The following is a 17,698-nucleotide window of genomic DNA, read 5'->3' as shown; positions in this document are numbered from 1 at the left end:
TTCTCACCGCAGTCTCCCGAAGCGGAACGGTGCATGCAGCCGCGCTGACAAAGTCTCTCGATTTTATGATGATAGTGGTGTTCACTCCACTTCGGGTCGCAGCCGTACCGTGCGGATGGGTTCATCAGAGGAAGTACGGAAGTGGGCGTGTCGACTATAGCTCTGTCCGTCCTGTTGGCGGGCGGCGGGGCCAACTTTCAGGATCACCCGGCGATCGGGACGCCGGGCGCGGTGACGACTCCCGTGCCGGAAGTGGCGGCGCAGCCGTTGCCGAACGTCGCGGCACAGCCGCTGGCCGACCACCCGCCGATCATTCACGCGCCGGCCCCGCCTGCGGGAACGCCCCCGCCCGGCAGCGTGCCTGCGGCGGAAGACGAGAACGTCATCATCGTCAGTTCCAGTCCCCGCCAGATAGAGGCCGACCCGTTCTCGGGCGTCAACGCCGCCAGCTTCGCGGTGGTGGAGGCGGTCGACAAGGTCGTGGTCGCCCCGGTCGCGGGGACATACGAGCGGGTCGTGCCCAAGCCGATCCGCAACGGCCTGCGCAATTTCCTCATCAACCTCGCCGAGCCGATCGTCTTCGTGAACTACCTGCTGCAGTTCAAGCCGGGCAAGGCGATGGAGACGGCGGGCCGCTTCGTCATCAACAGCACCATCGGCGTCGCCGGGCTGTTCGACATGGCCAAGCGCAAGCCGTTCCGCCTGCCCTACCGCGAGAACGGGTTCGCCAACACTTTCGCCTATCACGGCATCGGCAACGGGCCTTACCTGTTCGTCCCCGTGCTGGGTCCGACGACGGCGCGCGATCTGGTCGGCCGCGTGCTCGATCTGGCGGTGTTGCCCACCCTGGTGGGCAAGCCGTTCAACAAGCCTGCTTATGGCCTCTCCACCGGCATCGTGAAGTCGATGAACGACCGAGTCGCCTTCGACGAGCAGATCAAGGCCAACCGCGCCGCCGCCGACCCTTACGTGGCGACGCGCGATTTCTACCTCAAGCGTCGCCAGGCCGAAGTGGACGCGCTGCACAGCCCGGAATACCGCGCGCGCAAGGGCATTGCGGAGCCGGGGGTGGACGGCAAGTAGCGGGTGGAGAGCGGGGCGCAAACACGGGGCGCCCGTTCAAACACACCTGTCATTCCAGCGAAGGCTGGGACCGCTGGCCGCCGTGCTGAACGCTGCGGGCTGGGCTTTTGCGGCAAGAGGTCTGCGAACGACAAGGCGCGATAGGGTCATAGCGGTCCCAGCCTTCGCTGGGATGACGACAGAGTTTTAACCCGGCCTCGCGCCGGAACACATATCCTCCGGCCAGTCGAAGGACCCATTGACAGCCCCGCATTCCAGTCCGATGCTGCACCGCAATGGACGAAGAAGACCGACCTCTGCGGCGGTCATCCGAGGGCGACTTCGGAGCCGCCAGCCACCTCGCCGGTGAAAGCCTCGATCGCTATTCGCTGGACGAACTCGACGCGCGGGTAGCGCTTCTCGAAACCGAGATCGCCCGCATCCGCGCGCACCGGAACGCATCATCGGCCCACCGCCTCGCGGCGGACGCCCTGTTCAGGCCGCGATCATCTTGAGAATCGCAGCCTCCTCTGGCAGCCTTCGGGCAACCTCGGGCGCTTACCCCCATGCCCACCCTCGCAACCATCCTGAACGTCCCTATATCAACCTCGTAACCCTGACCCGCCAATCTCCCCTGCGGGCCGGGAACCTCCCGGGAGAGCCGTCCCTCACGATGAAGGTCGCCTAAATGCCAAGTTTCGCCCAAAGCCTTGAAAAGACCCTGCACTCGGCTCTGTCTCACGCCTCCGAGCGGAGCCACGAGTACGCGACGCTCGAGCACCTGCTGCTCGCGCTGATCGACGACACCGACGCTGCCCAGGTCATGCAGGCCTGCGGCGTGGACCTCGGCGATCTGGGCGACGTGGTGCGCCAGTATCTCGACCAGGAATACCAGTCGCTCAAGACCGAGGAAAAGGGCGATCCCGCCCCGACCGCCGGTTTCCAGCGCGTGATCCAGCGCGCGATCCTGCACGTGCAGTCGTCCGGCAAGGACACCGTGACCGGCGCCAACGTGCTCGTCGCGCTGTTCTCGGAGCGGGATTCCTACGCGGTCTACTTCCTGCAGCAGCAGGACATGAGCCGCCTCGACGCCGTCAGCTACATCAGCCACGGCATCGGCAAGGGCGGCAAGCGGATCGAGGATCGCACCGCCAAGGGCTCGTCCGACGAGACCCCGCCCACGCCCGAGGACAAGGCCGAGGCCAAGGCGTCCGCCAACAAGAAGGATTCGGCGCTCGACCAGTTCACCGTCAGCCTCAACGAGAAGGCGCTGGCGGGCAAGGTCGATCCGCTGATCGGCCGCGGCCCCGAAGTGGACCGCACGATCCAGATCCTGTGCCGCCGCTCCAAGAACAACCCGCTCTACGTGGGCGATCCGGGCGTGGGCAAGACCGCCATCGCCGAAGGCCTGGCGCGCAAGATCGTCGAGGGCGAAGTGCCCGAAGTGCTGACCGAGGCGGTGATCTACTCGCTCGACATGGGCAGCCTGCTGGCGGGCACCCGCTATCGCGGCGACTTTGAAGAGCGTCTGAAGCAGGTCGTCTCCGAACTGGAGAAGATGCCGCACGCGGTCCTCTTCATCGACGAGATCCATACGGTGATCGGTGCCGGCGCCACCAGCGGCGGGGCGATGGACGCCTCGAACCTGCTGAAGCCGGCGCTGTCGGGCGGGACGATCCGCTGCATCGGCTCGACCACCTACAAGGAGTTCCGCAACCACTTCGAGAAGGACCGCGCCCTGCTGCGCCGGTTCCAGAAGATCGACGTGAACGAGCCCACGGTCGAGGATACCATCAAGATCCTCAAGGGCCTGCGTACCGCGTTCGAGGATCACCACCGCGTCAAGTACACGCCGGATGCGATCAAGACCGCCGTGGAGCTTTCGGCCCGCTACATCAACGACCGCAAGCTGCCCGACAAGGCGATCGACGTGATCGACGAAGTCGGCGCGATGCAGATGCTGCTGCCGCCCAGCCGCCGCAAGAAGACCATCACCGCGCGCGAGATCGAGCAGGTCATCGCGACGATGGCCCGCATCCCGCCCAAGTCCGTCTCGTCCGACGACAAGAAGGCGCTGGAGAACCTCGAACGTGACCTGAAGCGCGTGGTGTTCGGCCAGGACAAGGCGATCGGCCTCCTCGCCACCGCGATGAAGCTGAGCCGCGCAGGTCTGCGCGATCCGGACAAGCCGATCGGCTCGTTCCTGTTCAGCGGTCCTACCGGCGTCGGCAAGACCGAAGTGGCGCGCCAGCTCGCCAGCATCATGGGCATCGAGCTGAAGCGCTTCGACATGTCGGAATATATGGAGCGTCACTCGGTCAGCCGCCTGATCGGTGCGCCTCCGGGCTATGTCGGCTTCGACCAGGGCGGTCTGCTGACCGACGCGATCGACCAGAACCCGCACTGCGTCCTCCTGCTCGACGAGATCGAGAAGGCGCACCCCGACCTGTTCAACATCCTGCTGCAGGTGATGGACAACGGTCGCCTGACCGATCACCACGGCAAGACCGTCGATTTCCGCAACGTGGTGCTCATCATGACCACCAACGCGGGCGCCTCGGACATGGCCAAGCAGGGCATCGGCTTCGGCGACACCTCGAAGGAGGATGCCGGCGAGGAAGCGGTGAAGCAGATGTTCACCCCCGAATTCCGCAACCGCCTCGATGCGATCGTGCCCTTCGCCTACCTCGCCAAGGACACCATCAGCCGGGTCGTGGACAAGTTCATCCTCCAGCTGGAACTGCAGCTGGCCGACCAGAACGTCCACATCCAGTTCGACTCGGACGCACGCGGCTGGCTGGGCGACAAGGGCTATGACAAGCTCTACGGCGCCCGCCCGATGGGCCGCGTGATCCAGGAGAAGGTCAAGCAGCCGCTGGCGGAAGAACTGCTGTTCGGCAAGCTGGCCCATGGCGGCGAAGTGCACGTCTCGGTCAAGGAGAACGCGCTGAACTTCGAACTGACTCCCTCGGCGCCCAAGGTGTCCAAGACGAAGAAGAAGGCGCCCGTGAAGCGGGCGAAGAAGCCCGGTCCGCAGGCGGATACCAACGCCGACGATTGATGGTCATTCCTCACTTCCCGACTCAGGGGGCTTCGACAAGCTCAGCCTGAGCGGGAGGAGGGGGTAGCGGCCTTACACCAACACCGCTCACCCTGAGCTTGTCGAAGGGTCTGCGCCACGTTGAAACATTGGGGTGGGAACCACGCGGTTCCCGCCCCATTTTCATGACATGCCCCGCGATTTCTCCTGGATCAGACCCGAACCCTGGGGCATCCACGTCGTCCCCGCCGACTGCTGGATCGACCCGGCCCGCCCCGTGGACCGCGCACTGGTAACGCACGGCCATGCCGACCACGCCCGAGGCGGCCACGGCGCGACGTTCGCCACGCCCGAAACCCTCGCCATCATGAAACTGCGCTACGCCACAGAGGAAGGCGCGATGCCCGTCCCCTACGGTGAGCGCATAACCCTGCCCGGCGACGTGCATGCCACCTGGATTCCCGCCGGACACGTCCTCGGCTCGGCACAAATCCTGCTGGAACACGCGGGCGAGCGGATCATCGTCACCGGCGACTTCAAACGCCGCGCCGATCCCACCTGCCCGCCCTTCGAGGTCACCCCTTGCGACGTGCTCGTCACCGAGGCGACCTTCGGCCTGCCCGTCTTCCGCCACCCACCGGTGGAGGAGGAGATCGCCAAGCTGCTCACCGCCCTCGCCGCCAACCCGGAGCGCTGCGTGCTGGTCGGCGCCTATGCGCTGGGCAAGGCGCAGCGGCTGATCGCCGAACTGCGCCGCGCCGGGCACCGCGACACGATCTGGCTCCACGGCGCGATGGAGCGGATGTGCCATCTGTACGAGGAATGGGGCGTCGATCTGGGCGACCTGCGGCTGGTGTCGGAGGCCACCAAGGAGCAGCTGACGGGCGCGGTGATCGTCGCCCCGCCCTCGGCGCTCAACGATCGCTGGAGCCGCCGCCTGCCCGATCCGATCACGGCGATGGCCTCTGGCTGGATGCGGGTGAGACAGCGGGCGCGGCAGCGGATGGTGGAACTGCCGCTGGTGATCTCCGACCATGCCGACTGGGACGAACTGACGCAGACCGTGGTGGACGTAAACCCCGCCGAGACATGGATCACCCATGGGCGCGAGGAAGCCATGCTGCGCTGGTGCGAGTTGAACCAGAGGAAAGCGCGGGCGCTGGCTCTGGTGGGGTATGAGGATGAAGATGATTGAAGAGAAGTCCTGGGGCCATCGCCCCAGACCCCTTTACTGTCGTCCTCGTGAGCGCAGCCGCCTCAGCCCCACATGGCGCCGCAGGCTATTTGTCTCCCGGCTCGAAGTGAGCGCGAAACGAGGCTGCACGCATGACCTCGACGGTATGGGGGTCTGGGGCGATGGCCCCAGGACTTCTCTTTCCTGATGGAACACTTCGCCGCCCTTCTCGACGCGCTGGTCTACACTCGCAGCCGCAATGCCAAGCTCAAGCTGCTGGCCGACTACCTGCGCGATACGCCCGATCCCGATCGCGGCTGGGCGCTCGCCGCGCTGACGGACGGGCTTGATTTTCCGGCGGTGAAGAGTTCGACCATTCGCAATCTCCTGACCGAGCGGATCGACCCGGTACTCTGGACGCTCAGCCGCGAATACGTGGGCGATTCCGCAGAGACCGCCAGCCTGCTCTGGCCCGAACCGGCGGAGGCACCCTCCCCGCCTACGGTGTCGGAGGCGGTGGATGCGCTTTCCCGCATTACGCGCGCCAATGTCATGGTGGAATTGCCGAAGCTGCTCGACCGGCTGGATGCGAACGGCCGCTATGCCCTGCTCAAGCTGGCCACCGGGGCGATGCGGATCGGTATTTCGGCGCGGCTGGCCAAGACGGCTTTCGCGCAGGCTTTCGACGTCGCGGTGGAGGATGTGGAGGAGCACTGGCACGGCCAGACACCGCCTTATGCTCCGTTGTTCGACTGGGCCGCGCACGGTGCCGAGCCTCCCAATTCCGACGACCTGCCGCTGTTCCGGCCCTTCATGCTGGCGCACGGGCTGGAGGAAACCGAGGTCGATCTGGCCGACTATGCCGCCGAGTGGAAGTGGGACGGCATCCGCGTACAGGTGGTTCGGGCGGGCGGGGAAACGCGCGTCTACTCCCGCTCTGGTGATGACATTTCCGCCACCTTCCCCGAGGTCGCCGAGGCGCTGCATATCGACGGCGTGCTGGACGGCGAACTGCTGGTGCGCGGTGCCCATCAGGGCGGCGAAGAGGGCGGCGCGGCCAGCTTTAACGCCTTGCAGCAGCGCCTCGGGCGCAAGACCGTCTCGAAGAAGATGCGCGAGGAATACCCAGCCTTCGTGCGCCTTTACGATGTGCTGATCCTCGAAGGGCAGGACTTGCGCCCCCTCCCATGGAGTCAGCGCCGCGGCGCGCTGGAGGCGCTGCTGCCGCGCCTGCCCGCCAGCCACTTCGACATCTCCACCGTGATCTCCGCCGCCGACTTCGCCGACCTCGCCGCCATGCGCGAACGCGCGCGCGACGATGCAATCGAGGGGGTAATGCTCAAGCGGCGCGACAGTCCCTATGTCGCGGGGCGCAAGACCGGGCTGTGGTACAAGTGGAAGCGCGATCCGCTGCTGATCGACTGCGTGCTGATGTATGCCCAGCGCGGTTCGGGCAAGCGCAGTTCGTTCTATTCGGACTACACGTTCGGCTGCTGGGATGGCGATCCCGATGTCGGCGCGGAACTGCTGCCGGTGGGCAAGGCCTACTTCGGTTTCACCGACGAGGAGCTGAAATGGCTCGACCGGCATGTGCGCAATCACACCGTCAACCGCTTCGGCCCGGTGCGCGAGACGGACAAGTCGCTGGTGTTCGAGGTGGCGTTCGATTCGGTCCACGCCAGCAAGCGCCACAAGTCCGGCGTCGCCATGCGCTTCCCGCGCATCAGCCGCATCCGCGCCGACAAGCCCGCGCACGAGGCCGACCGGATCGAGACCCTGCGCGCCCTGATCCGCGATTGACCGCGATCAATGCGCGCGTGCGGACGATGCGCTAGAGGGGCAACATGGAACAGCCCTCTGCCGAGCCAGACACACCGTACCACCGCCTCGGCGGCGCACCGGTATTCGAGGCGATCGCCAACCGCTTCTACGATCTCATGGACAGCGACCCGGCCTATGCCGAGTTGCGCGCGATGCATGCGGCGGACCTGACGCCGATGCGGGCCTCGCTGCCGAAATTCCTCGCCGGTTGGGCAGGTGGCCCGCGCGACTGGTTCGAGGCGAACCCCGGCCGCTGCATGATGAGCCTGCATGCCCCCTTCACCATCGAACCGCTGACGGCGAACCAGTGGGCCGATGCGATGGAGCGCGCCATCACCGACGTCGCACCAGAGCCGGCAGAGATCGCGGCGTCGATGCGCGAGGTGCTCGGGCGGATGGCGCGTGGGATGGGGCGGTAGCATTCCTCCCCGAGCAAGCTCGGGGAGGAATTGGCGTCAATCTACCCGGAACTGCTTCTCACGCGACGTTGCGCCGCGCAGCAGTTCCAGCCGCGAGGGCGCCACACCCAGCGCGCGGGCGAGCAGGTCGCGCACGGCGGCGTTGGCCTTGCCGTCCTCCGGCTTGGCGCGGACTTTGGCGGTGAGGCGGTTCCCGGCGATTTCCAACGCTTCGACTTTGGCGCCCGGCGTCACCCGCAGAGCCAGGGCTCCGTCTGCATCGACTAGCGCCCGCAGCGCCTCGGCATCCGGCAGCATCGCCCTGGGCCGCGCCATCAGCCCTTCAGCCCGAGCGCCTCGGCATGCAGGCGGCCGTTGACGACGTATCCCTTCACGCCCGCCTGATTGGCGATGATCGCCTCGTCGGTCAAATCGCGCAGGTACTTGGCGGGGCGACCCATCCAGAGCTGGCGGGAGCCGATGCGCTTGCCCGTCAGCTGCGAGCCTGCCGCCAGCATGCCGTCGCTCTCGACATGGGAGCCGTCCATCACGATGGCGCCGAGGCCGATGAAGGCGCGGTCCTCCAGCGTGCAGCCGTGCAGCATGACCATGTGGCCGATCAGCACGTCCTCGCCGATGATCGTGGCGTAGCCTTCGGGGCGGGCGGGCTTGGGGCTGTCGCAATGGACGACGGTGCCGTCCTGGATGTTGGTGCGCGCGCCAATGACCACGCGGTTGACGTCGGCGCGGATCACGCAGTTGTACCAGATGCTGACGTCTGCCCCGATCTCGACGTCGCCGATGATGCGGCAGCCAGGCGCGATGAAGGCGCTGGAATGGATGCGCGGCGCCTTGCCGTTGAAGGCGGCGATTGTGATGTCGTTACGGTCGGTCATGGATTCCCCGTCAGCCTGCTCCAGCGGACATACGGCAGGATGGAGGCGTGATCGTCCGTCCACGGCTGCGGCGCCCGTTCTTCGAGCTTGCTCCATGGGGCATCCGGGCGCTGCCTTGCAAGCCTGCCCAGCACGCCCGGGTCCGCCGAAAGCGCGATCCAGCGCGACGGGGTGTAGCGCACTTCGTCCTCGGGAAAGTCCAGCCGCGAGAGCGCCATGAGGCCGCTCGCCCGTGCATTGGCGCCGACCACCGGCGCGAGGTCGATGTAGCGGTTGGAGATGTGCAGGATCAGCAGGCCCCCCGGCGTCAGCGCACGGCGGTAGACCGCCAGCGCCTCGGTCGTCAGCAGGTGCATGGGGATGGCGTCGGAGGAGAAGGCGTCGATCACCAGCACGTCGAAGCTGCGCGGCGCGACGTGCGCCAGTTCCAGCCGCGCGTCGCCGATCACCACGCGGGCCTTGGGCGTGCAGTCCTTGAGGAAGGTGAACTGCCGCGTCGTGGAGAAGCGCAGCACCACCGGGTCGATCTCGAAGAAGGTCCAGTCCTGCCCCGGCTGCGAACGGCAGGCGAGCGAGCCGGTGCCGAGGCCCACCACGCCGACGCGGGCATGCGCCCCCTCGATGGCGGGCACTGCCGCCAGCGCCAGGGCGACGCCCGAGCCGGGGCCGTAGTAGGTCAGCGCATCATGGGCATGGGCAGGGTCCAGCGCCTGCATACCGTGCAGCGTGGTGCCATGCGCCAGTGTGCGGAACCGCCCTTCGGCATCGTCGCGCAGGGTATAGATGCCGAAGTAGCTGCGGGTGCGCTCGCCCTCCAAGGTCGCGCGCATGGTCCAGAAGCCGCCCTGCCCGACCATCGCGATCAGCAGCACCGCCGCAAAGCCCCAGCGCCAGGCCATGACCATGATGCCGAGGCCGACGAGGAACACCGTCAGCATCAGGCTGAACAGCGCCTCTTCCGGGTCGAGCATCGTCTCCAGCAATTCCCAGCCGAGGAAACCCGCGAAGGCCAGCACCACGCCCAGCGCGATGCGCGCCATGCCGGGCTCCATGTCGGCGTTGTCGCGCCAGTTCAGCAGTGGGCGCAGCGGCATCAGCAGCGCGGCGGCGAGAACCAGCAAGGGGTGCTCCCAGGCCCAGTCGAACACCAGCGGCGCGATCAGCGCAGTGAACACGCCGCCCAGCGCTCCGCCGGCCGACATGACGAGGTAGAAGCGGGTAAGCTGCGCCTCTCCCGGCCTCAGGTCGTAGAGCCGCGCGTGCAGCGTCGTCGCCACGCAGAGCAGCAGCAGGCAGGTGCCCGCCACGGCCCACAGGGTGCCCGATCCGTTCGACAGCATCGCGTAGCTGCCCATGAACAGCACCACGATCGGCGCGATGCGGCTGATTACGATCGCCAAGCCGCGCCGGTCGGAGAAGGCGATCACGAAGCTCAGCAGGTAGAGCCCGAGCGGGATCACCCAGAGCAGCGGCATCGCGAAAATGTCGGTGGTGAGATGCGTGGTGGTCGAGAGCATCAGCCCCGAAGGCACCGCCGACAGCGCCAGCCACAGGGCGATGGTGCGGCCGGGAATGCGCTCGACTGCATGGGTCGGCGTAACTGGCGCAGGAGCATCGTGGCGGCTGAACCCGGCGAGCGCGATCAGCACCACCAGCACGGCAAATCCGCCCGACCACGCGAGGCTCTGCAGCCGCACGCTCAGCAGCGGCTCGGCCAGCAGCGGATAGGCGATCAGCCCTGCGAAACTGCCGAGATTGGAGGCGGCGTAGAGCGCCCAAGGTGCACCCGCCTCGGGCGAGGCGGCGAACCAGCGCTGCATCAGCGGCGCCTGCGCGGAAACGACGAAGAAAACCGGCCCGATGCTCGCGCCCAGCAGCAACGGCACCCATGCGGCCTCGGGCAGCCCGGCCATGCGCGGCATGTCGATGAGGCCGACCGGAAGCGTCAGCGCGGCGACCAGCAGCAACGCGAGGTGAATCATCGCCTGCCGCTTCAGCGCGAACCGGCCGAGCCAGTGCGCATAGGCGTACCCCGCCAGCAGCAGCGCCTGATAGACCAGCATCGCGCTGTTCCACACGTTCGGCGCGCCGCCGAGCCGGGGCAGCGCCATGCGCGCCACCATCGGCTGAACGAGGAACAGCAGGAAACTGCCGACGAGGATCGTGGCGACGAACAGCCCGCGGCGCGGCGGGGTTGTCCGGGCGGTTTGCAGCATGTGCTCGGCGGTATCGGTCATTGCGGCAAGACAGGTACGTGGTGCCGGCAGGGAAGGATAGACCTTCACTCGTCATTGCGAGCGCAGCGAAGCAATCCAGGGTGGCTCAAGACGACCCTGGATTGCTTCGCTGCGCTCGCAATGACGAAATGGGTGGTGATGACCTGCGGTTAGCGCCCTGCCCGCCCAATACCGTCCCGCACAGTACCGCCCTGCCACGCCTCGGCGGTGATCGAATGGACGATCGTATCGCCGACCGGGGGCGCGAACCGGGTGTCGATGAAATCCAGCTCCTCGCGCCGGACCATGCCGAGGCGCAGCATCAGGCCCCAGCTGGCGGTGTTCTCGAGGTTGGTGATGGCGAAGATCTCCGCCGCCCCGAACCGGCCGAACCCGGCATCGAGCGAGGCGATGGCGGCTTCCTTCGCATAGCCCTGCCCCCAGGAATCCTCACGAAACCGCCAGCCGATCTCCATCTCGCCGAGAAACGTCGCCCCCGGCGCGTCGATCACCTTGAGGCCGCAGAAGCCGAGCACGTCGCCATCGGTCTTCCGCTCGACGATCCAGAAGGTGTGGCCGAGACGGTGCTGGAAGCCCAGCACCCGCTCCTCGAACAGCGCCACCTTGGCGTCGTCCATCACTCCGCCGAGATGGCGCATGACGGCGGGCGTATTGGTGCCCTCGGCGAAGCGCGTAATGTCGCCCTCACCCCAGTCGCGCAGGATCAGGCGCTGGGTTTCGATACGAAATTCAGCCACGCAGCAGCCGCGCCGCATGGGCCGCATGGTACGTCAGCACGCCCGAGGCGCCCGCTCGCTTGAAGGCGGTCAGCGTCTCCAGCACCATGGCGTCGCGATCCGCCGCGCCCGCCGCGACGGCGTGCTCGATCATCGCGTATTCGCCGGAGACCTGATAGGCGAAGACGGGCACCTCGAAAGTGTCCTTCACCCGGCGGATGATGTCGAGGTAAGGCAAGCCCGGCTTCACCATCACCGTGTCGGCGCCCTCGGCGAGGTCCATCTCGACTTCGCGCAGCGCTTCCTCGGTGTTGCCGGGGTCCATCTGGTAGGTCTTCTTGTCGCCCTTGAGCAGTCCGCGCGATCCGACCGCGTCGCGGAACGGGCCGTAGAACGCCGAGGCGTACTTGGCGGCATAGCTCATGATCTGGACGTTGATGTGGCCCGCGTCCTCCAGCGCGTCGCGGATGGCGGCGATGCGGCCGTCCATCATGTCCGAGGGGGCGATGATGTCGGCACCCGCGTTGGCCTGGTTGAGCGACTGGCCGACCAGTGCCTCGACCGTCTCGTCGTTGAGGACGTAGCCCGCATCGTCGATCAGCCCGTCCTGTCCGTGGCTGGTGTAGGGATCGAGCGCCACGTCGGTGAGCAGGCCGATCCTGTCGCCCAGTTCCGCCCGGATCGCGCGGATCGCGCGGCACATCAGGTTGTCGGGATTGAGCGCCTCGGCCCCGTCCTCGCTACGGCGATCGGGCTGGGTGTGCGGGAACAGCGCGAGCACCGGGATGCCAAGGTCCACCGCTTCCTTCGCCCGCTCGACGATGAGGTCCACCGACCAGCGCGACACGCCCGGCAGCGCGGCGATGGGCTGCTCCACGCCTTCGCCCTCGGTGATGAAGAGGGGCCAGATGAGGTCCGCCGGGGTCAGCACCGTCTCGCGGTGGAGCGCGCGGCTCCAGGCGGTGGCGCGGGTACGGCGGAGGCGGGTGTGGGGATATGTGCCGGTCATGGCGGGGTGATTGCCGGAAAACGGGGGCGGGGGCAATCGGGGGAGGGTTGCGATTTGCGCGGGGCTGGGTGCGTGGGATTACCTTATCCTCCCTGTCGCGAAGCGATGGGGAGGTGGCAGTCGCGCAGCGACTGACGGAGGGGGCCGGCTCCCCCCTCCACCACCGACTGCGTCGGCGGTCCCCCTCCCCATTGCTGCGCAACGGGGAGGATAAGGCATCAGCGCCCCAGCTTGTCGATCTCGCGTGTGGTCTCGACCGGATCGCTCGCAACCGGCTCTATCGAACCCAGCGCCGCGCCCGGCGTTACGCCCAGCAGCGCATTGAGCCGCGCCTTGAAGGCATCACGCTCGCGCCCGTCGATCTCGGGCCGCTGGATCACCGCGATGCCAGCCGGGTTGATGGTGCGGCCGCCGCGATACGCCTCGAAGTGCAGATGCGGCCCGGTCGAAAGCCCGGTGGAACCGACATAGCCGATCACCTGCCCGGCCCGCACGCGCGTGCCATTGCTGACGGCGATGCGACTCATGTGCCCATAACCGGTACCGAGACCGCCGCCGTGCTGCAGCCGCACGTAGTTGCCGTGCCCGCCATGCCGCCCGGCGAACGTCACCACGCCGTCCGCCACCGCATAGATCGGCGCTCCGTAAGGCGCGCCGAAGTCGATCCCCGCATGCAGCCGCACGTAGCCGAGGATCGGATGGCGCCGCCCGCCATAGGGCGACGTGATCCGCGTGCTCGCCACCGGCTGGCCGATCGGCACCGCGCGCGGCTGGCCGATGGAGCTGGCGGCGAACATCTGCCCGTCGTTGCCCCAGCGCATCAGCTGCAGTTGCGGCTTCCCGCCCCGCGCGACGCCTGCATAGAGCAGGTCGCCCACCTCACGCTCGCCCTTGGCCGAGCGTTTGTAGGACAGGATCATGTCGAATTCGTCGCCCGAGCGCAGGTCGCTGTCGAGGCTGAGATACTTGTCCACCGCGCGCAAGTACGACTGGATCGCCCCTACCGGCGCCCCGGCATTGCGCGCCGAGCGGTAGAGGCTGGAGCCTACGGTGCCGCGAATGCGCAGTGGGGTCTCGTCGACCCGGATAGGATGGCGCACCGCCATCAGACCACCGGCACCGCGCTCGATGGAAAGATCGAGGTCGAAGCGCGCCCGGAACGACAGCGAATCGAGCGCCCGCGCCGCGCCCTCGGCAGGGCGGCGGCCCAGCGTGATGTCGAACTGGGTGCCCGAACCGATTTCTCCGGCCGGCACGACCTGCCCGACCAGTTGCGTCACTTGCGCCACCTCGGCCGATCCCAGCCCGGCGCGCTGGAGCAGGCCGGGGAGGGTGTCGCCTTGTCCCAGCGTCGAGGTCAGTTGCACGGTCGGCCGCTCGGGCACGCCGGTCAGCGGGCTGACCAGCGGCGTCGCACCCATGTGGCGGCCGGTGTCGGCGCCGAGAGCAAGCGGGGCGATCGACTGGCTGCGGAATTCGCCCTGCTGGCTGGCGTCGAGCGGCATCGTCGCCGCAGCCTCGACCGCGCTGAAACCGGGGAGCAGGGCCAGCGCCGCGCCGCTGAGGCCCAGCATCGTGGCGAGCCCGCGTAGCCACTTGCGGCTGCCGATGTCGGCGGCAAGATCGGGGGCCAGCTCGATACGGTCGCACCAGCTCTCGACCCGGGCGCGCAGGGAAGGGCGGGGGGCAACTTCGTCGTCCCGGACCTGATCCGGGACCGCTGGCCGTGAACGGCCTTGCTCGGCGGGAAACACCAGAAGCACGGCATCGTCGCGCCGCGTGGCCGCAGGCGTCAGCCCGTCCGGGTTCTGAGTTTCAGCGCGATCCTTGCGATCGCGCTGCTGCGGCTTCAACACCTTCGCGCGGTTCCCTCGTTGCAACCCTTCGGCCCGCACGGCGGACCTCGCGCAATTTCCCTGCCCGAACAAGGTTACGAACATCCTAAGACTGTGGATTCAGGGGGGTCTGCGGGATACCCCGAGTCTTGCGAGCGGCGGGCTGCGGTGCCACATTCACCGGCATAATGGTTCAGCACCGGAACGGCTCGGCACAAAAGGACGCTCCCGGCGCGGTGAAGGCGGTGCTTGGCCCCACCAACACCGGCAAGACACACCTCGCGATAGAGCGGATGTGCGCCCACTCCAGCGGCATGATCGGCTTCCCGCTGCGCCTCCTGGCGCGCGAGGTCTACGACCGCGTGGTCAAGATCAAGGGCGAGGCCAGCGTCGCGCTCATCACCGGCGAGGAGCGGATCGAGCCGAAGAACGCGCGCTACCTCCTCTGCACGGCCGAGGCGATGCCGGTGAGCGAACGCTCGATGGCCTTCGTTGCCATCGACGAGGCGCAGCTGGCGGCGGACCGCGAGCGCGGCCATGTCTTCACCGACCGCCTGCTGCATGCACGGGGGCGCGAGGAGACGATGATCCTCGGCTCCTCCACCGTCGAGCCGCTGGTGAAGGCACTGGTGCCCGAGGCCGAGATCGTCACCCGGCCGCGCTTCTCCACGCTGACCCATGCGGGCGCGAAGAAGCTCAGCCGCGTGCCGCCGCGCAGCGCGATCGTCGCGTTCTCGGCCGAGCAGGTCTACGCCATCGCCGAAATGCTGCGCCGCTTCCGGGGCGGCGCGGCGGTGGTGATGGGCGCGCTCAGCCCGCAGACGCGCAATGCCCAGGTGGCGCTCTACCAGTCGGGGGAGGTGGATTATCTCGTCGCCACCGACGCGATCGGCATGGGCCTAAACCTCGATGTCGAGCATGTCGCCTTCGCAGGGCTGTCCAAGTACGACGGCCGCCGCCACCGCCGCCTGAACCCGTCCGAGATGGCGCAGATCGCCGGGCGGGCAGGGCGCCACCAGAAGGACGGCAGCTTCGGCACGCTGACGGGAACGGGCGGCCACGATTCCGAATTCGACCCCGAAGAAATCTACGCGATCGAGGAACACCGCTTCGCGCCGCTGACCAAGCTGTTCTGGCGCGAACCCGAGCCCCGCTTCGACAGCCTCGCCACCTTGATCGCCGACCTCGAAACCCCGCCGCTGCGCCCCGAGCTCGCGCCTGCGCCCGAGGCGATCGACCTCGCCGTGCTCAAGCGCCTCGCGGACGAGGGGCCGGTGGCGGACACCGTGCGCGGCATCGGGCAGGTGCGCCGCTTCTGGGACGTGTGCCGCCTGCCGGACTTCCGCCAGCAGGGGGTGGAGACGCATTCGCGCTTCGTCGCGCGGCTGTGGCAGGACCTCCGCAGCGGCGAACTCGGCGCCGATTTCGTGGCGGCGCAGATCGCCCAGCTCGACCGCACCGGCGGCGACATCGACACCCTGCAGGGCCGCATCGCCGCGATCCGTTCGTGGGCCTACATCGCCCAGCGTCCCGATTGGGTACTCGCGCGCGATGAAATGGCCGCCCGCGCCCGTGCGGTTGAGGCTCGACTTTCGGACGCACTTCACGGAAAGCTGACGGAACGATTCATCAACCGCAGGACGGCCGTTCTGATGAAGAAGCTGGGACCGGATACCGGACTGCTCTCGGTCCGGCTGGAAGACGAGGAAGTGCTGGTCGAGGGCGAGCACATCGGCTCTCTGCGCGGCTTCACCTTTCAGGTCGATCCCGGCGCGCGCCTGTCGGACCGCAAGCTGCTGCTGGCGGCGGCGGAAAAGCACCTCTCCACGCTGCTCGGCACCCGCGCGGATGCGCTGGTCACGGGCATGCACGAGGGAACCGCCGCGATCACCCTGGCCGACGGCGCGCTGGTATGGGACGGGCAGAAGCTGGCGAGCCTCGCGCCCGGCCGCTCGTTGCTGGCACCGGTGATGGTGCCCGATCGCGCGCTCGATGCCGTGCCGGACGTGTCGCGCAAGGCGCTCGTCGCCGCGCTGGAAGTTTGGCTGGAGGCCGCGCTGAAGCCGCTCGCCCCGCTCGCCAAGCTGGACGAGGCAAGCCGCGCGACCGACGCCGGTTCCGACTTGCGCGCGCTGCTCATCACCCTGGTCGAGCGCGGCGGCATGACCGCGCGCGAGGATTCGGGGCTCGACCGACTCGACAAGCCGCGCCGCACGATGCTGGCGCGGCTCGGGGTGCGGGTAGGGGCGCTCGACCTCTTCGTGCCCGCCATGCTGCGCAGCCCGGTGATCGCGCTGTGGCGGCAGCTGGCGAAAGTTTCGGGCAATAAGGAGGGCGGCGCGCCCGCTCCCGATATGCCGCCGGTGCTGCCTGCCGGAAACCACCGCCCGCCGCCGGGCTACCGCGCACTGGGCAAGCAATTGCTGCGCCTCGACATGGCCGAAAAGCTGCTGCGCGAGGCGCATGAGCTGCGCGCGGCGGAAAAGCGGGGCAGCTTCGCGCTCGATCCGGCGCGGGCGGTCTCGATGGGACTGACGACCTCCAGCTACGCGCGGCTGCTCCGGCTCGGCGGGTTCCAGCCCCTGATGCCGCGCGCGCTGGCGGAAGGGGCGCACGGCCCGCCCGCCCCGGTGCGCTGGCGCTGGCGTCCGCCCCGCCGCCAGGCCGAGCCCGAGCGCGCCGCCCCGGTGCGGCAGGGCGGCGCCTTCGCAGCGCTGGCGGACATGGTGCGTTAGGGAGGCGCGATGAGGGTCGACAAGCTGCTGTGGTTCCTGCGCCTCGCCAAGACCCGGCCGATCGCGCAGGCCCTTGCCGAGGAAGGCCACATGCGGCTCAACGGCCGCCGCATCGACCGCGCCCACCAGAAGATCGCGGTGGGCGACGTGCTTACGGTTCCGGTAGGCGGGCAAGTAGCTGGCGGAGTGCGGGTGATAGAAGTCCTATCCTTGCCTGACAGGCGCGGACCTTATAGCGAAGCGCAAGCGTGCTACAGGGTGCTTGACGGCAGGGCCGTCCATCCCATAGCAGCGCCGGAATCGAATGACGCCTGAAGGAAGGAAAACGCACTCATGACGTATGTCGTCACCGACGCCTGCATCAGGTGCAAGTACACGGACTGTGTGGAAGTCTGCCCCGTGGACTGCTTCTACGAAGGCGAGAACATGCTGGTCATCAACCCCAGCGAGTGCATCGACTGCGGCGTGTGCGAGCCTGAATGCCCTGCTGAGGCGATCCTGCCCGACACCGAAAGCGGCCTCGAGCAGTGGATGGAAATCAACGCCAAGTATTCGGCCGAATGGCCCAACCTCACCACCCGCAAGGACGCGCCGGAAGACGCCGACGCGATGAAGGGCGAGGAAGGCAAGTTCGAGAAATACTTCTCGCCGGAGCCCGGCGAAGGCGACTGACCCAAGGGGGCAGGGCATCCGCCCTGTCGCAAAGACCTTTGGAATCCTGCGGATTGCGCGTCGCGCAACCGAACCATGAGGCGCGAAACGGAAACGTTTACGC

Annotated in this window: 15 protein-coding genes; 9 read left to right on the top strand and 6 right to left on the bottom strand. The window is 67.8% G+C overall.

The window, feature by feature from the left end; genetic code table 11:
* Positions 1-147: 147 nt before the first annotated feature.
* The 6 genes from ACODRZ_RS04290 to ACODRZ_RS04265 all read left to right on the top strand — a co-directional run bounded on the left by ACODRZ_RS04290 (position 148) and on the right by ACODRZ_RS04265 (position 7,516).
* Positions 148-1,083: an MlaA family lipoprotein gene (locus ACODRZ_RS04290; RefSeq protein WP_488969622.1), complete on the top strand. Its 936-nt coding sequence runs from the start codon at positions 148-150 to the stop codon at positions 1,081-1,083.
* 275 nt (positions 1,084-1,358) lie between these two features.
* The gene (locus ACODRZ_RS04285; RefSeq protein ID WP_008831392.1) at positions 1,359-1,577 is read left to right on the top strand and encodes a DUF1192 domain-containing protein; all 219 of its coding nucleotides are present in this window, start codon (positions 1,359-1,361) and stop codon (positions 1,575-1,577) included.
* Between the two features lie 173 nt (positions 1,578-1,750).
* Positions 1,751-4,123 carry an ATP-dependent Clp protease ATP-binding subunit ClpA gene (gene clpA / locus ACODRZ_RS04280; protein ID WP_488969621.1) on the top strand — a complete coding sequence of 791 codons (2,373 nt, stop codon included), beginning with the start codon at positions 1,751-1,753 and terminating at the stop codon, positions 4,121-4,123.
* A 169-nt stretch (positions 4,124-4,292) separates the two neighbouring features.
* Positions 4,293-5,297 carry a ligase-associated DNA damage response exonuclease gene (locus ACODRZ_RS04275; RefSeq protein WP_488969620.1) on the top strand — a complete coding sequence of 335 codons (1,005 nt, stop codon included), beginning with the start codon at positions 4,293-4,295 and terminating at the stop codon, positions 5,295-5,297.
* Positions 5,298-5,483: 186 nt separating this feature from the next.
* A complete protein-coding gene (locus tag ACODRZ_RS04270) occupies positions 5,484-7,076 on the top strand; it encodes a cisplatin damage response ATP-dependent DNA ligase (protein WP_488969619.1) in 1,593 nt (530 codons plus the stop codon).
* A gap of 44 nt (positions 7,077-7,120) precedes the next feature.
* Positions 7,121-7,516: a group II truncated hemoglobin gene (locus ACODRZ_RS04265; protein WP_488969618.1), complete on the top strand. Its 396-nt coding sequence runs from the start codon at positions 7,121-7,123 to the stop codon at positions 7,514-7,516.
* A gap of 36 nt (positions 7,517-7,552) precedes the next feature.
* On the opposite strand, the gene ACODRZ_RS04260 is transcribed toward ACODRZ_RS04265, so the two are convergent.
* The 6 genes from ACODRZ_RS04260 to ACODRZ_RS04235 all read right to left on the bottom strand — a co-directional run bounded on the left by ACODRZ_RS04260 (position 7,553) and on the right by ACODRZ_RS04235 (position 14,209).
* The gene (locus ACODRZ_RS04260; RefSeq protein WP_488969617.1) at positions 7,553-7,831 is read right to left on the bottom strand and encodes a DUF167 domain-containing protein; all 279 of its coding nucleotides are present in this window, start codon (positions 7,829-7,831) and stop codon (positions 7,553-7,555) included.
* Positions 7,831-8,391 carry a gamma carbonic anhydrase family protein gene (locus tag ACODRZ_RS04255; protein WP_488969616.1) on the bottom strand — a complete coding sequence of 187 codons (561 nt, stop codon included), beginning with the start codon at positions 8,389-8,391 and terminating at the stop codon, positions 7,831-7,833. The genes ACODRZ_RS04260 and ACODRZ_RS04255 overlap by 1 nt, the downstream gene beginning before the upstream one ends.
* Entirely contained in the window at positions 8,388-10,628 is a 2,241-nt protein-coding gene (locus tag ACODRZ_RS04250; protein ID WP_488969615.1) for a spermidine synthase, read from the bottom strand. Before ACODRZ_RS04250 ends, ACODRZ_RS04255 begins: the two co-directional genes overlap by 4 nt.
* A 149-nt stretch (positions 10,629-10,777) precedes the next feature.
* Positions 10,778-11,365 (bottom strand): GNAT family N-acetyltransferase, encoded by a 588-nt coding sequence (locus ACODRZ_RS04245; RefSeq protein WP_488969614.1) that lies wholly within the window; start codon positions 11,363-11,365, stop codon positions 10,778-10,780.
* Positions 11,358-12,353: a porphobilinogen synthase gene (gene hemB, locus ACODRZ_RS04240; protein ID WP_488969613.1), complete on the bottom strand. Its 996-nt coding sequence runs from the start codon at positions 12,351-12,353 to the stop codon at positions 11,358-11,360. Before hemB ends, ACODRZ_RS04245 begins: the two co-directional genes overlap by 8 nt.
* A 218-nt stretch (positions 12,354-12,571) precedes the next feature.
* Positions 12,572-14,209 (bottom strand): peptidoglycan DD-metalloendopeptidase family protein, encoded by a 1,638-nt coding sequence (locus ACODRZ_RS04235; RefSeq protein WP_488969612.1) that lies wholly within the window; start codon positions 14,207-14,209, stop codon positions 12,572-12,574.
* A gap of 167 nt (positions 14,210-14,376) precedes the next feature.
* On the opposite strand from ACODRZ_RS04235, the gene ACODRZ_RS04230 reads away from it, so the two are divergent.
* Genes ACODRZ_RS04230 through fdxA form a run of 3 tightly spaced genes read left to right on the top strand, consistent with a single transcriptional unit; the run spans position 14,377 to position 17,595 of the window.
* Positions 14,377-16,923 (top strand): helicase-related protein, encoded by a 2,547-nt coding sequence (locus ACODRZ_RS04230; protein WP_488969611.1) that lies wholly within the window; start codon positions 14,377-14,379, stop codon positions 16,921-16,923.
* Between the two features lie 9 nt (positions 16,924-16,932).
* On the top strand, positions 16,933-17,238 hold the full coding sequence (locus ACODRZ_RS04225) for an RNA-binding S4 domain-containing protein (protein ID WP_488969610.1): 306 nt from the start codon (positions 16,933-16,935) through the stop codon (positions 17,236-17,238).
* Positions 17,239-17,256: 18 nt separating this feature from the next.
* Positions 17,257-17,595 (top strand): ferredoxin FdxA, encoded by a 339-nt coding sequence (gene fdxA, locus ACODRZ_RS04220; RefSeq protein ID WP_488969609.1) that lies wholly within the window; start codon positions 17,257-17,259, stop codon positions 17,593-17,595.
* Positions 17,596-17,698: the final 103 nt, after the last annotated feature.

The organism is Novosphingobium sp. FG90, from assembly GCF_057808725.1.
Note: the sequence above shows the minus strand (reverse complement) of the source record. Positions and strands in the feature narration are given on the sequence as shown.

What these genes read in the sequence shown, in the direction of transcription:
- ACODRZ_RS04285 (WP_008831392.1), top strand. Translation starts at nt 1,359, where the DNA reads ATGGACGAAGAAGACCGACCTCTGCGGCGGTCATCCGAGGGCGACTTC.
- clpA (WP_488969621.1), top strand. Translation starts at nt 1,751, where the DNA reads ATGCCAAGTTTCGCCCAAAGCCTTGAAAAGACCCTGCACTCGGCTCTG.
- ACODRZ_RS04275 (WP_488969620.1), top strand. Translation starts at nt 4,293, where the DNA reads ATGCCCCGCGATTTCTCCTGGATCAGACCCGAACCCTGGGGCATCCAC.
- ACODRZ_RS04270 (WP_488969619.1), top strand. Translation starts at nt 5,484, where the DNA reads ATGGAACACTTCGCCGCCCTTCTCGACGCGCTGGTCTACACTCGCAGC.
- ACODRZ_RS04265 (WP_488969618.1), top strand. Translation starts at nt 7,121, where the DNA reads ATGGAACAGCCCTCTGCCGAGCCAGACACACCGTACCACCGCCTCGGC.
- ACODRZ_RS04260 (WP_488969617.1), bottom strand. Translation starts at nt 7,831, where the DNA reads ATGGCGCGGCCCAGGGCGATGCTGCCGGATGCCGAGGCGCTGCGGGCG.
- ACODRZ_RS04255 (WP_488969616.1), bottom strand. Translation starts at nt 8,391, where the DNA reads ATGACCGACCGTAACGACATCACAATCGCCGCCTTCAACGGCAAGGCG.
- ACODRZ_RS04250 (WP_488969615.1), bottom strand. Translation starts at nt 10,628, where the DNA reads ATGACCGATACCGCCGAGCACATGCTGCAAACCGCCCGGACAACCCCG.
- hemB (WP_488969613.1), bottom strand. Translation starts at nt 12,353, where the DNA reads ATGACCGGCACATATCCCCACACCCGCCTCCGCCGTACCCGCGCCACC.
- ACODRZ_RS04230 (WP_488969611.1), top strand. Translation starts at nt 14,377, where the DNA reads ATGGTTCAGCACCGGAACGGCTCGGCACAAAAGGACGCTCCCGGCGCG.
- ACODRZ_RS04225 (WP_488969610.1), top strand. Translation starts at nt 16,933, where the DNA reads ATGAGGGTCGACAAGCTGCTGTGGTTCCTGCGCCTCGCCAAGACCCGG.
- fdxA (WP_488969609.1), top strand. Translation starts at nt 17,257, where the DNA reads ATGACGTATGTCGTCACCGACGCCTGCATCAGGTGCAAGTACACGGAC.